This window comes from Bariatricus sp. SGI.161 (genome assembly GCF_050313695.1).
GTDB lineage: Bacteria > Bacillota > Clostridia > Lachnospirales > Lachnospiraceae > JAFBIX01.
Genome location: NZ_JBNPLX010000002.1, coordinates 138,524 through 152,099 on the forward strand (window position 1 = coordinate 138,524; position 13,576 = coordinate 152,099).

Genomic DNA, 13,576 nt, shown 5'->3' on the forward strand with positions numbered 1-13,576 from the left:
TATACAAAAGAAAAGGATATGCATAAAAATATGTGCATGTCCTTTTTTCTGTTCTTTTTTACGTATAGAACAGCTTTGAGGAAGGAGACGAATATGAAGTATCAGGTACAGGAGAATTGTCTGACGGTGTTCCTGCCCCGAGAATTGGATCACCACAATGCCGAAGAGATCAGGAAGGAATCAGATCACTTAATTGAACACAATCATATCAGGTATGTCATCTTTGATTTTGCGGAGACGAATTTTATGGACAGTTCCGGGATCGGTGTGATCATGGGGCGTTATAAACGAATCTATATGCTGGGAGGAGAGGTGTGTGCAGTGCATGCCAATGAAAGAATGAAGAAGATATTGACGATGTCAGGAGTAACCAAAATAATGCAGATATATGAGGAGGATAAGTAGATGGAACATACCAATGAGATGCAGTTAATCTTTGACAGCCGCTCGTCCAACGAATCATTTGCCAGAGTGACGGTGGCGGCATTTATGACAGCGTTGAATCCGACGGTGGAAGAAGTATCCGATGTGAAGACGGCGGTCTCTGAGGCAGTGACCAATGCAATCATTCATGGATATGAAAATGAGGTACATAACATCTGTATCCGTTGCCGTACTGAGGATAAGACGCTTTATCTGGAGATATCGGATGAAGGAAAAGGAATTGAGGATGTGCAGCAGGCGATGGAGCCGATGTTCACAACAAAACCAGAGCTGGATCGTTCTGGAATGGGGTTCTCCTTTATGGAGGCCTTCATGGACCGTCTGGAAGTCGTATCCACTCCTGGAAAGGGGACGACAGTCAAGATGGAAAAAACAATTGGAAAAGGACGGAGATTATGGACCACACAATCGCTTTGATTCAGAGATCTCACGAAGGGGATGAAGAAGCAAGAACACGATTAGTGGAGGAAAATGCCGGTCTTGTCTGGTGTATTGTGAAGAGGTTCTATAACCGGGGTGTCGAGGCGGAGGATCTCTTCCAGGTGGGGAATATTGGACTTTTAAAAGCAATTGATAAGTTTGATCTGACTTACGATGTTAAGTTCTCTACCTATGCGGTGCCAATGATCTCGGGGGAGATCAAACGATTCCTAAGGGATGACGGTATGATCAAGGTCAGCCGCTCTCTGAAGGAACTGGCTTACAAGGCATATATTTGTCAGGAAAAATTGCAGGAACAATGGGGGAGGGACCCGACGGTCACAGAGATTGCGGAGCAACTTGGTGTGGAGAGAGAAGAACTTACCATGGCGCTGGATGCCAACAGTGATATTGAATCCCTGCACAAACCGATTTTCCAGAAAGAAGGGCAGGAGATCCGTCTAATGGACAAGCTGCCTGAAAAAGAAGGGAACGAAGACCGGATCCTGGATCATATGCTGTTACAACAGCTGCTGGCCTATCTGGACAAAGAAGAACGACAGCTGATCTATCTGCGCTATTTTGCTAATCAGACGCAATCTCAGGTAGGAAAGACATTGGGAATCTCGCAGGTTCAGGTGTCGCGAATGGAAAAGAAAATATTGAAAAATCTGCGGGAACGAATATAACAGGCATACCATGTATATTTTTTCTGAAATCATCCATACTAATCTGCAAAAAGAATGAAGAGGTGGATCGTATGGATGAGGCAAGGAAAAAGCTCAGGGTATGCCTGATCTGCGTTGTGGCAGTGGCAGTCATTGTTGGGTGTATCTATTATTTTGGCAGTGTAAGAGAACAGAATAATGTCAGTGAAGGAACGCTGGTCCGTCTGGAGAAAGAGATTGTGGAGGATGGAAGATAGAGATGGCAGGAAGTAATGAGACAGTATACATTAAGGCAGACCGGGATGTGGAGGTGAGCAACCCTGATGTTACGTTGGGAGATGTGCTGACCATGGAATGTTCGAATCCACATATTGTACCCAAACTAAAAACTATAAGATTGCTGAAATTTCATCATACGGATAACAAGAATCAGAATCGGATTGCAGTCTCAGTATTAAAAGTGATTGAGTGTATTCACAAGGAATATCCCAATATCAATGTGGAGAATATGGGAGAGACTGATTTTATTGTTACCTATGAAGTACAAAAAGATTCTGGAGGTATCTGGCATTATACGAAGATTACGGCGGTGGTGATCATCAGCTTTATAGGGGCAGCATTTTCTATTATGGCATTTAACAACGATGTAGACACTACCAAGATGTTCGCGCAGATCTACCAATTACTGACGGGTAAGACTTCGGATGGATTTACGATACTTGAGCTTACTTATTGTATCGGACTGATTGTAGGAATATTGACGTTCTTCAATCATTTCGGAAAGAAAAAGTTTACTGTTGATCCAACACCTATGGAAGTAGAGATGCGGCTATACGAAAACGATATTCAGACAACCCTGATTGAGAATTACTCCAGAAAGGAGAAAGAACTGGATGTGGGCAGCACAGATCATACTGGCCGTCATCGGCCTTAACTCCGGGTTAGTGGTGGCAGGAGGACTCTTCTCCTTTATCAGTGGTCTCGGCGTCATCTCAGACTTTGCCGACCGGACACACACCGGAGAACACATTCTTCTCTACGAGACCAGCGTAGCTCTCGGCGGAATCCTGGGGAATATCTTCTTCATATACCATATCGCCATTCCACATGGAGAATGGATGGTACCAGTCTTCGGCCTGTTTGGCGGAATCTTCGTAGGGTGCTGGGCCATGGCATTGGCAGAAATCCTCAACGTATTCCCCATCTTTATACGACGAGTTCGGCTGGTCGGAGGAATACAATACCTCATACTGGGGATGGCAATTGGCAAAGGAATCGGGGCGCTCGTATTCTTCACAGAAAGATGGTAGGTGGGGACGGGGGTTTTTTCATTTTCCTCCGTCCCAGATGAAAATATCCCTGTCCCTTTTTGGATTTGCCCTGTCCCCATTTAAATAGATGAAAATATGATAGTGAAATGATATGGAGGTAAGTAATTGTGGACAAGAAAAAGCAGCAACAAGCATATGAAAATTATGTAAAGCAAAAGACGCCGGTGCACAATCTCCCTGCAAATATGGCAAAAGCATTTGTGGTAGGAGGTGCTATCTGTGTAATTGGACAGGCGATCTTAAATTATTGTGAGAAGATGGGACTTGGCAAGGATATCAGCGGTGGCTGGACTTCCATGATTCTGGTGCTGCTCAGTGTGGTTTTGACGGGATTTAATATTTACCCAAGTATTGCAAAATGGGGTGGTGCCGGTGCTTTGGTTCCGATTACTGGATTCGCCAACTCAGTGGCAGCCCCGGCTATTGAGTATAAAAAAGAAGGACAGGTCATGGGAGTCGGCTGTAAAATATTTACCATTGCAGGACCGGTCATCTTGTATGGAATCTTTACAAGCTGGCTTTTGGGACTTGGATATTGGATATTGAAAATCAGTGGTATTGTATAGCCTGACTTGGGAAAATAAATAGGTTGTCAATAAGAAAGTGAGAATAATGTATGGAAAAGGGATTACAAAGTATTGCATTTGAGCAGTCGCCGTTCCTTATTACCAGTGCATCTGTGGTAGGGAAGAAAGAAGGCGAAGGACCTCTGGGAAATATGTTTGATCTGATAGAGACAGAGGATTTATTTGGAGAAGATAATTGGGAATCGGCAGAAAGTGCTATGCAGAAAGAGGCTTGTCTTTTGGCACTTGAAAAGGCACAGTTACTGCCAGAGGATATCCGGTATCTTTTTGGGGGAGATCTTTTGAGGCAGGGAGTAGCGACTTCGATGGGGGTGGAAGAATTGGAGATTCCAGTGTTCGGACTTTTTGGAGCATGTTCGACTTCGGGAGAAGCACTGGCGTTGGCATCTATGAGTGTGGCAGCGGGATATGGAGAATATATGATGGCAGTGACATCCAGCCACTTCGCCAGTGCAGAGAAGGAGTTCCGTTTCCCATTAGGATATGCAAGCCAAAGACCACTGTCCGCGCAATGGACTGTGACGGGAAGCGGTGCATTTATCGTAGGAAAAAGAAGAAGTCATGTCAGGATTACCGGAGTCACCATAGGAAAAATCATTGATTATGGGTTGAAAGATTCCCAGAATATGGGAGCGTGTATGGCACCGGCCGCCTGCGATACTATTATAAGAAATCTTGAAGATTTTGAGCGTACACCAGAAGATTACAGCCGTATCATAACCGGAGATCTCGGATACGTCGGCCAGAGCATTCTTTTCGATCTTATGCGGGGAAAAGGATATGATATTAAAGCCAATCATATGGACTGTGGCATGACAATCTTCAATCAACAGTTACAAGATACTCATGCAGGAGGAAGTGGATGTGGATGCGCTGCGACCACATTGTCCGCATATATTCTGCCCAAAATAGAAAAAGGCGAATGGAAAAGAGTATTATTTGTCCCGACCGGGGCACTAATGTCCACCGTCAGCTACAACGAAGGAGCCAGCGTCCCGGGGATTGCACATGGGATTGTACTCGAACATTGCTGATGGGGACACGGCAAATTGAAAAAGGGACACGGAGATTTTCATCTGGGACGGAGGAAAATGAAAAAACCCCCGTCCCCACTTTAGGAGGTTAACATGGATTATATAAATGCATTTTGGGTCGGCGGCTTGATATGTGCCGTCGTACAGATTTTATTAGACAGGACGAAATTGATGCCGGGGCGTGTCATGGTGCTTTTGGTCTGTACCGGGGCGGTACTTGGAGCATTGCAGATCTACCAGCCTTTTCAGGAGTTTGCCGGAGCCGGAGCGAGCGTACCGCTTACCGGATTTGGCAATCTGTTATGGAAAGGTGTGAAGGAAGCAGTGGATCAGGAGGGATTTATCGGTATCTTTATGGGAGGTTTCAAAGCCAGTGCGGTGGGGATATCGGCGGCATTGATTTTCGGCTATTTGGCATCCTTGATTTTCGAACCGAAGATGAAGAAGTAAAAGGTCGAAAAAAGTAAAAGAATTGTTAAGAAAATCGAAAAATTTGTTGTTTTCTCTATTTATAGATGTTATTGTAAAAAAGGTGGGTTTAACACATGTGCATATATTAGTAGGAGGAAACCAATGAATTACTTAGACATTATCATACCATTTGTCGGTGGATTGGGAATGTTCATCTATGGTATGCAGATTATGGCTCAGGGCCTGGAAAATGCAGCAGGAAATAAGATGAAGACTTTGCTGGAGGTCCTGACCAAGAATAAATTGATGGGTGTTCTTCTGGGAGCGGCAATTACAGCTGTGATTCAGAGCTCATCCGCAACGACCGTCATGGTTGTCGGTTTTGTAAATGCCGGAATCATGAACCTGACACAGGCAATGGGCGTCATCATGGGTGCCAATGTCGGTACGACGGTAACCGGATGGCTGGTATCAGCAGTAGAATGGGCAAAGTTTTTAAGTCCGGCAAAACTGGCGCCAATCGCAGTGATACTTGGTGTTGTTATCATGCTGACAGGAAAGAGACGTTCCTCGAAGGAAATATCTAGTATCATTATCGGATTTGGTCTACTCTTTATCGGAATTACAACCATGTCTTCTGCGGTAGAGCCTTTGCAGGAATCAGAAGCATTCTGTGGAATACTGGTAACATTAGGAAATAATCCGATTATGGGAATCCTGACAGGTGCGTTGGTAACTGCGGTGATTCAGAGCTCCTCAGCTTCGGTCGGTATCCTGCAGAGCCTTGCAGCGGCAGGACTGGTTCCGTTCAGCGCAGCAGTCTACATCATCATGGGTCAGAATATTGGTACTTGTGTGACTGCAATCTTATCAAGTCTTGGAGCTAAGAAAAATGCGAAGACAGCTGCTTTGATGCATCTGTTGTTTAATATTATTGGATCTGTTATTTTTAGTGTTTTTGCAATCGTATTTTTCGAGATTATCAATCCGACGATGGGAGCAGGAATGATCAGTCAGACACAGATCAGTATGGTGCATACAGCATTCAATATTGGAACGACAGTGCTTCTCTTCCCAGTATCTGGCTGGATCATTACACTGGCGAAGAAGATTGGCCGTGTGGATGAAGATGGACAGGATCAGAGTGTTGTTCTTCTGGATGACCGTATCTTAGAGACTCCTGGAATCGCTTTGCAGTCAACGGTAAAAGAAGTTGCGCGTATGGCCAAGATTGTGGAAGAGTCTTTAGAAGTAGCAAAAGAGGTACTCTTTACACTAAAAGAAGAAGATATCCAATTTCTGAAGGAAGAAGAAGATACCGTAGATAAATTAAGTGCAGGCATCACAAATTACGCGATCAAGCTGAGTTCTTTGCAGATTAGCGAGAAGGAACATCAGGATGTCGCTCATCTGCTCCAGATGATTTCCGATATCGAGCGTATCAGTGACTACTGCGAAAATATTTCCGAATTTGCGGAGACCTTGTATGAGAAGAAAGTGTCCTTCTCTGAGGTGGGGACTGCACAGTTGAAAGAAATGCTGGATGTATGTGCGGATAGTTATAAATATGCATATGAAGCATTTACAGAAAGAAGCCGGGAGAAGGCTCTGAAAGTTATTGAAAAAGAGACGCAGGCAGATGATCTTGAGATTACGCTTAGAAGTAAGCACATCAAGCGTCTTGCGAATAACCAGTGCAACACAGAGGCAGGTGTTGTGTTCCTGGATGCTCTGGTATGTCTGGAACGTATTTCCGACCATGCACGAAATATCGCAGAAGAAGTGCTGGAACAGCAGGCATAGTAAGGGATAGTATTTATAATAAATATAGTGGCGCAGGATAATCTGAGACATTTTCAGAGCTCCTGCGCCACTTTTATGCTTCAAGGACGATCTTCATCTTGTCCTTGTCAATCTGTTCCCAATGTGTCCGTTGTTCATCAAAACGTTGATTGATCCAGACAATTGCTTCGTCTAATCCTTCCTGGGTAAATGCAAATTCTTTCCGTTCTTTCTGCTCATCGGGTGTAACCTCAAAGCTCCAGGGCTCCGGGTAGACCCAGGTGTTCAAAGTATCTTCAGAAGCTGACAGATAAAAACGCATTCCATGATAGGAACCTGAAAAAGGTTCTTTTTTTAATGCTTTTATATTTAATCCAATCGTTGAAATCATACAAGTCCCTCTTTTCATATTATGGATCTGTTGTCACAACATTAGTATACCAGCAAACATAGATTTTTCAATGGAAAAGTCTCCTTTCGCGATTTTAGGCAGAATATTCGGTACCCACGCGAAATAAGCTGTGGGAGATTTTGTTAGATACTTCATGCAAGATGGGCAGGTATTTGAGGAGATCGTCTGTGTCCTCCACTCCTATAAACCCGCTGAAGGAGATTGCAGCAATCACGGTTCCCTCACGGTCATAGACAGGAACGGCAATGCAGCTTCCGTTTTCTGTTGATTCTTTGTGATCAAAAGCATAACCTTGCGTGGCTGTCTGCCTTAATTCTTGCCAGAATCGTTCCGTGTCTGTGATGGTATCTTCGGTAAGCTTTGTCAGTTCGCAGGCGTTGATGATCCGTTCTGCGTAGTTGATTGGAAGAGAGGACAAAAGAATCTTTCCTCCTGCGCAGGCGTGGATTGGGAGATCAGTATGCATTGGCGGCACATAGTCTACAAATCGATTGGTACGGGATTGTTGGATGATTACGCAATGTTTGCCGTTTCGTACCATCAGATTCATTGCCTGTCCATATTGGTCGGTATAGTCTTGCATGATAAAAAGTGCAACATCCTGAAGAGCAAGATAGAGATTGTTCTTCTCTGTAATAAAGCTAAGTTTTTCGCCACTGATATATCGGTCATCACTCAACTGAAATACCCATCCCGATTTTTCTAGGGTTTTTAAAATGCGGAAGGTTGTTGAAGGGTTCAAATCACACTTTTTGGCGATTTCATTTACACCAAAACGACTGTTAGGGGCCCTTAACAAATCCAAAACTTGTAATGCACGTTCTACCATTTTTATTGTTTCGTTATTTTTAGGGGTCTGTGTGTTCATAAAGAACCTCCCTTCTGTACTGTATTGTGTTGTTTAGGTCAATATGAAAGAGTATGGAATATATATTTCGGTATATATAATATAATACATGTTGTGCAAATATGTCAAATATTTATCTATATAATAATTATTAATGTGCAATAGCGACAAAAATAAGAAAAACTTATTGTGTAAAATACCAGTTTTTTAGAAAAATAAATATTTTTATTGTGTTTTCTGATATGTTGTGGTAAGTTGAACTTGGAACAAGTATTCCGAAAATAAAAATCCAACCCAAAAACAAGAATCAAAAAGAAAAGGAGAGATTATCATGCAGAAAGAAAAACTTAATGGAATTTACATCCCAGTCATCACACCGTTTAACAAGGATGAATCAATTAATTTCAGTGCCATCAAAGAACTGACCAAATTCTTGGCTGATAATGGTGTAACTGGTATCATTCCATCTGGAAGTACAGGAGAAATCACTGCTTTGACAACAGATGAACAGATCGCAATTAATAAAGCATACATAGAAGCTGCTCATGATAACAACATTAAAGTAATTGCCTCTACAGGTGCTTACCGTACAACAGATGTTATCAAGATGTCTCAGGCAGCAGAATCAGATGGAGCAGACGGAATCATGGCTGTTACTCCTTGGTATATGGCTCCAAACGAGAAGGAATTAGTTGCTCACTACAAAGCAATCCATGATTCAATCAATATTCCTGTAATGTTATATCACAACCCATACTATTCTACATGCTTACTGAGTGATAAATTCATGGCTAAGCTGTACAACGAAGGATGCATCGATGCAGTAAAAGAGCGTCAGGCAGATGTATTCCGTCAGCAGAACCTTCGTCATCTGACCGATGATGGATTCGCTATCTTCTACGGATATGATGTATGCCCAGTTGAGACATTAAGCTGCTGGAGCGATGGATGGGTATGTGGTACAGGTAACCTGTTCCCGAAGGAGAACAGCACAGTTTACCATCTTGCAAAAGAGAGAAAGATGGAAGAAGCTATGAAGGCTCATACAGAATTGATCCGTCCATATCTGCATCTGTTCTCAGAAGCTGATTCTAATGGTGATGTACTGTGGCTTCAGATCATCAAGGAAGGTCTGAAACTTCGTGGTGTAGATGCTGGATATTGCCGCAAGCCTGTATTGTCTGAGTTACCGGATGAGACAATGGATCGTCTGAAAGCTACATTAAAAGAGTATGGATATCTTGCATAATTATTTTAGAACGGACAGGAACTGCTGCAGCAGACTGTAGCAGTTCCAACGTATAATAACTAGACCAGGGAAAGGCAGCACGGTGATCGGAAGTTAGCCTGGTCTTAGATTCAGATATGAAATTGAGAAAGTTATTATAAAAAGAAAAAATGATGTATTAGATGGGAGGTTAATTTATGAAATTAAAGAAATTCGTGAGTATGTTATTGTGTGTCGTGCTGCTTGGCTCTTTACTGGTTGCATGTGGAAGCAGTGAATCCAGTGACTCCGGTGAATCCGACGGGGATTCCGGTGCAAGCGATGGAAAGACAAAGATCACAGTCTTAAGACCTGGCGATGAAGAAAAAGTAAAATCTTTTATTGAACCGGCTGTTGAAGCGTTTGAAGAAGAGAACCCGGATATCGAAGTAGAGATCATGTATGAATCATGGGCTGGATGGATTCAGACATATGCTACATATTTTGAAGCTGATACACAGCCAGATGTAATCTTCTGGTGGGACAACAAGCTGTATGATTCTTCTGCTAATCCGCATTTGGTTGATCTGTCATCCTATATCAGTGATGAGCTCATCGAGCGAATTCCAGAGAGTGTATGGGACCTGGTAGATACAGGAGAAGATGCACTTTACTATATTCCAAGTTCAGTTGATACGTTTGTATTATTCTACAACAAAGATTTATTTACAGAAGCAGGACTGGATCCGAATTCACCACCGACAACATGGGATGAACTTTTGAATTGTGCTAAGACAATCTATGAAAAGACAGGTAAGCCAGGAATCGGATGCCCGGCAATTACCGGTTCTGAGACTTTGGAAGAATTTGTAGGAGTATTTATTAATCAGGCTACAGATGCAGAAGTCCTTGATGAAGACAGTATGCCATTATTTGACACGGATGAAGGTATGGAAGCATTAGAGTATGTAGAAGAACTTTCACAATATTTCCAGACTTCACCTACAGAATATGGCCGTGGAGAATTACGTCCGTTAGTAAGAGACGGAGAACTTGGAATGATCATTGATGGTCCTTGGGCTGTAACAACATTTACAGAAGCTTATGGAGATGATCTGGATAACAGCTGCATCGGAATCGCAGAAATGCCGATTAATGAGAATGGAGAACAGATTACATGGGCAGGAACAAATGGATGGATTGCTACTCGCGATGAGACTGCAGAAGCATCTGCAAAATTAATTGAGTTCCTGATGAGTCCAGAACAATTAGAGGCGCATCATCTTGCATATGGTTCTGCTCCACTTTATGATTCAGAATTTGATAATGAAGCATTCCAGTATGATTACTGGAAGGTATTCTATAATGAAGCACAGGATTGGAAGCTTTACGGAATGATCGGAAAGAACAGTGCGACACCGTCTGCATACTATACAGCATTAGAGGAAGTTTGGCAGAAGATGATTCTGGGACAGATTTCCGCAGATGAAGCAATGGATGAAGCTGTTGCTGCTGTAGAAGAAGTAACGAGCCGCAACGAATAGAGAAGCTAACGATTGGACTTGCGGGGATGCCTCATCGGTAGCATGAGGCATCCCCCATTTGAATTAAGGGGGTGTTGTTTTGAGATCGACCCAAAGAAAGAGAATTATAGGTTCACTGGCACCACTGTTAATACTGTTGTGTTTTGTCTATGCATATCCGTTAATTAACGTTTGTATTAGTGCATTCCGCGGCTTTACCGGTTCCAGTGCAGGAACCTTTGTCGGATTGAAAAACTTCGAAATTATTAAAGGTGATATTCCTTCAACAGTTATTACCACATTGATATGGACATTTGGCTCTGTAATTCCAGCGATGGTTCTGGGATTAGCACTGGCTTTGATCTGTAATCAGACATTTAGAGGGAAAAAGGCTGTTGTGGCAATTAATCTTTTGCCTTACGCCATTCCTTTGATTATCGTCGCATCTTGCTGGCGATTTGTATATAATCAGGATTTTGGTATTATTAACGTGGCATTAAAATCATTGGGTATTATTGATGAATCCATTCAGTTTCTGGATTATGACCATGCATTAGTTGCGGTTGTTGTGGCACGTATCTGGCGTGCAACACCATTTGCGTTTATGAATTATTATTCAGCACTTACCACGATACCGGCAGACCAATATGAAGCAGCTCGCGTGGATGGAGCCAACGCAATACAGAACTTTTTCTATGTGACACTTCCGAACTTAAAGGAGATTACATCAAGTACATTGACGGTACTGACTGTATGGACATTCCTCGTGTTCGATATTATTTACGGTATGACAGGTGGAGGACCAGTGGATGCTACAATGACAATTTCTATGAGAATCTATCGAGAGATGTTCAGTCTGAAGAATCAGGGAACATCATCTGCATGGTCAATGATTGCGATTATTATTCTGGTTATTATTACGCTCTTCTACTGGAAATTTATAGATAAGGAGGAGACAGAATGAAACGTACGAAAAAAACGATGGGAAAGATCTTAATGGTAATCTTGTGCGTTATCTTCTGTGTATTTGCAATACTCCCGATTTATACCGCATTGATTATCGCGTTGACGCCGTATTCGAATCTGTTGGAGCCACAGTTGTTCCCGCATCATTTCGAATGGAGAAACTTTGTAGATGCATTTATGCTGATCAAAGGAAAACTTTTCAATAGTTTCCTGTATGCGGCAGCAGCCACTGTTTTGACAACTTTAATATCTGTACCGGCAGCATTTGCACTCGCAAGATATGACTTTAAGATGCGCCGGCCGATTCGATTCATTCTGCTGCTTACGCAGATGATGGCAGGTATCGTAATTTTGCCAACATTATACAGAATGTTTAATACATTGGGACTGTTAAATTCTCCTTTTGTACTGGTAATTGTATATACAGCAATGAATCAGGCCCTGGTTGTAAACATTCACTATGGCTATTTTGCCTCTCTTCCGAAGGAATTGGATGAAGCGGCGGCCATTGATGGCTGTAATTATCTGAAACTGTTGACCAAAGTAATTGTTCCAATCAGTGGTCCTGGAATCGCAGTAGGAGCAATCTTTGTATTTGTAAACTGCTATAATGAATTTGTTGTTCCACTGTTCTTGTTGTCCAATGTAAATGATTATCCATTGACATTGACGATTTATAGTTTGTTGTCAGATACGACGATTCGTTGGCATATTATGGCAGCGTCCTCTATTATCGGTATTATTCCACCGGTACTTATATTTACGGTATTCCAGAAGTATATTATCAAGGGCGTTACCTCAGGAGCTGTGAAAGGTTAGGAGAGACGAGTATGGACTCTGTATTGAATGCCGCATTCATTGGTTGCGGTGCGATTGCGCAGAAAAAACATTTGCCGCTTGCTAAAAAAGATTCAAGACTTCATATAAAGAAGCTTTATAATAGAAGCAAGAATGCAGCAGATGCATGTAAAGAAGAATTTGGCTCTGATGACACGGTGGTTGCAGAGTGTGTGGAAGAGATTTGGGACGATGACAATATTGACATCGTCTTTATCGGGACCCCGAACGATACACATGCTGAATATTCCATCGATGCATTGAAGAGCGGGAAGCATGTAATCTGTGAAAAGCCGATGGCAATTACATCCTCTGATGCGAAGAAAATGATAGATGCATCAAGAAAATATGGAAAAATGTTACATATATCGTATCAAAACCATTATACGAATCAGGCACAGTACGCAAAGCGATTGTTTGAAGAAGGAGTCATATCGGATATATATTATGCAAAAGCATATGCCATTCGGCGGCGAGCTTTTCCGACTTGGGGAGCCGCCGGCGATAAGGCAGTACAAGGTGGCGGACCGTTGATGGATATCGGTTCTCATGCAATCGATCTGGCACTTTGGCTGACTGGCAATGTCAGACCGGTCTATGCAGCAGGTACCGCACATCATCAGCTTGTGAAGCGCGGAAGTGAGGCTAATCTGTGGGGAAACTGGGATTCAGAAAAAATTGAAACAGAAGATCTGGCATTGGGTTTTGTTGTGATGGAAAATGGAATGACCTTATCCGTAGAGGCTTCGTATGCATTAAATGTTGAGGAAGAAAAAGAAGCGAGCCTAGATCTGTTTGGGGCAAATGCAGGATTGAAATTAAGAGAAAAAGATGGTGTGACATTCATTCATGAAATGGGTGGAAAGATGTGCATTACGACGAATGAAATCCAGGAATCTTACCGTTCTCTGACTCCAAAAGACCGCACTATGTCAGCGTCAGAGCGGGAGCATGAAGAATTTATGAAGCAGTTGATGGATGGAAAGATCTATGACCCGACAGTAGAAGAGGCATATGTAACAGCACAAATCGTGGAAGGAATCTACCGCTCGGCAGAACAAGGAAAACCGATATATTTTTAATAAAAGATCATGTGAATATATAGGA

General features: G+C 42.6%; 17 protein-coding genes. 15 read left to right on the top strand and 2 right to left on the bottom strand.

Annotated features, from left to right (window positions below; translation table 11 throughout):
- The first annotated feature begins 93 nt into the window (after positions 1 to 93).
- From ACQRBH_RS02070 to ACQRBH_RS02115, 10 genes are all read left to right on the top strand, one after another.
- Positions 94 to 405: an STAS domain-containing protein gene (locus ACQRBH_RS02070; RefSeq protein WP_235232273.1), complete on the top strand. Its 312-nt coding sequence runs from the start codon at positions 94 to 96 to the stop codon at positions 403 to 405.
- Positions 406 to 861: an anti-sigma F factor gene (gene spoIIAB / locus ACQRBH_RS02075; protein WP_427744661.1), complete on the top strand. Its 456-nt coding sequence runs from the start codon at positions 406 to 408 to the stop codon at positions 859 to 861.
- Positions 840 to 1,553: a SigF/SigG family RNA polymerase sporulation sigma factor gene (locus tag ACQRBH_RS02080; RefSeq protein WP_427744660.1), complete on the top strand. Its 714-nt coding sequence runs from the start codon at positions 840 to 842 to the stop codon at positions 1,551 to 1,553. Before spoIIAB ends, ACQRBH_RS02080 begins: the two co-directional genes overlap by 22 nt.
- A 71-nt stretch (positions 1,554 to 1,624) precedes the next feature.
- The gene (locus tag ACQRBH_RS02085; protein WP_427744659.1) at positions 1,625 to 1,789 is read left to right on the top strand and encodes a hypothetical protein; all 165 of its coding nucleotides are present in this window, start codon (positions 1,625 to 1,627) and stop codon (positions 1,787 to 1,789) included.
- A gap of 2 nt (positions 1,790 to 1,791) precedes the next feature.
- Positions 1,792 to 2,466, top strand: coding sequence for a stage V sporulation protein AA (locus tag ACQRBH_RS02090; protein ID WP_427744657.1), 675 nt, complete (start codon positions 1,792 to 1,794; stop codon positions 2,464 to 2,466).
- Entirely contained in the window at positions 2,426 to 2,842 is a 417-nt protein-coding gene (locus tag ACQRBH_RS02095) for a stage V sporulation protein AB (protein WP_427744656.1), read from the top strand. The genes ACQRBH_RS02090 and ACQRBH_RS02095 overlap by 41 nt, the downstream gene beginning before the upstream one ends.
- A 128-nt stretch (positions 2,843 to 2,970) precedes the next feature.
- Positions 2,971 to 3,429 (top strand): SpoVA/SpoVAEb family sporulation membrane protein, encoded by a 459-nt coding sequence (locus ACQRBH_RS02100; RefSeq protein ID WP_427744654.1) that lies wholly within the window; start codon positions 2,971 to 2,973, stop codon positions 3,427 to 3,429.
- A gap of 50 nt (positions 3,430 to 3,479) precedes the next feature.
- Positions 3,480 to 4,484, top strand: coding sequence for a stage V sporulation protein AD (locus tag ACQRBH_RS02105; protein WP_427744653.1), 1,005 nt, complete (start codon positions 3,480 to 3,482; stop codon positions 4,482 to 4,484).
- A 93-nt stretch (positions 4,485 to 4,577) separates the two neighbouring features.
- Entirely contained in the window at positions 4,578 to 4,934 is a 357-nt protein-coding gene (gene spoVAE, locus ACQRBH_RS02110; RefSeq protein WP_235232265.1) for a stage V sporulation protein AE, read from the top strand.
- Between the two features lie 123 nt (positions 4,935 to 5,057).
- A complete protein-coding gene (locus ACQRBH_RS02115; protein ID WP_235232264.1) occupies positions 5,058 to 6,698 on the top strand; it encodes a Na/Pi cotransporter family protein in 1,641 nt (546 codons plus the stop codon).
- Between the two features lie 73 nt (positions 6,699 to 6,771).
- Here ACQRBH_RS02115 and ACQRBH_RS02120 read toward each other — a convergent pair whose 3' ends face one another.
- On the bottom strand, positions 6,772 to 7,068 hold the full coding sequence (locus ACQRBH_RS02120; protein WP_347375729.1) for a GNAT family acetyltransferase: 297 nt from the start codon (positions 7,066 to 7,068) through the stop codon (positions 6,772 to 6,774).
- 94 nt (positions 7,069 to 7,162) lie between these two features.
- Entirely contained in the window at positions 7,163 to 7,957 is a 795-nt protein-coding gene (locus ACQRBH_RS02125; RefSeq protein ID WP_427760794.1) for an IclR family transcriptional regulator, read from the bottom strand.
- A 310-nt stretch (positions 7,958 to 8,267) separates the two neighbouring features.
- Here ACQRBH_RS02125 and ACQRBH_RS02130 point away from each other — a divergent pair, with 310 nt between their 5' ends.
- From ACQRBH_RS02130 to ACQRBH_RS02150, 5 genes are all read left to right on the top strand, one after another.
- The gene (locus ACQRBH_RS02130; protein WP_427744648.1) at positions 8,268 to 9,185 is read left to right on the top strand and encodes a dihydrodipicolinate synthase family protein; all 918 of its coding nucleotides are present in this window, start codon (positions 8,268 to 8,270) and stop codon (positions 9,183 to 9,185) included.
- Positions 9,186 to 9,361: 176 nt separating this feature from the next.
- Positions 9,362 to 10,687: an extracellular solute-binding protein gene (locus tag ACQRBH_RS02135; RefSeq protein ID WP_427760795.1), complete on the top strand. Its 1,326-nt coding sequence runs from the start codon at positions 9,362 to 9,364 to the stop codon at positions 10,685 to 10,687.
- 79 nt (positions 10,688 to 10,766) lie between these two features.
- Positions 10,767 to 11,630, top strand: coding sequence for a carbohydrate ABC transporter permease (locus ACQRBH_RS02140; RefSeq protein WP_427760796.1), 864 nt, complete (start codon positions 10,767 to 10,769; stop codon positions 11,628 to 11,630).
- Positions 11,627 to 12,451, top strand: coding sequence for a carbohydrate ABC transporter permease (locus ACQRBH_RS02145; protein ID WP_427760797.1), 825 nt, complete (start codon positions 11,627 to 11,629; stop codon positions 12,449 to 12,451). The genes ACQRBH_RS02140 and ACQRBH_RS02145 overlap by 4 nt, the downstream gene beginning before the upstream one ends.
- A gap of 11 nt (positions 12,452 to 12,462) precedes the next feature.
- A complete protein-coding gene (locus ACQRBH_RS02150) occupies positions 12,463 to 13,551 on the top strand; it encodes a Gfo/Idh/MocA family protein (protein ID WP_427760798.1) in 1,089 nt (362 codons plus the stop codon).
- The last annotated feature ends 25 nt before the right edge of the window (positions 13,552 to 13,576 follow it).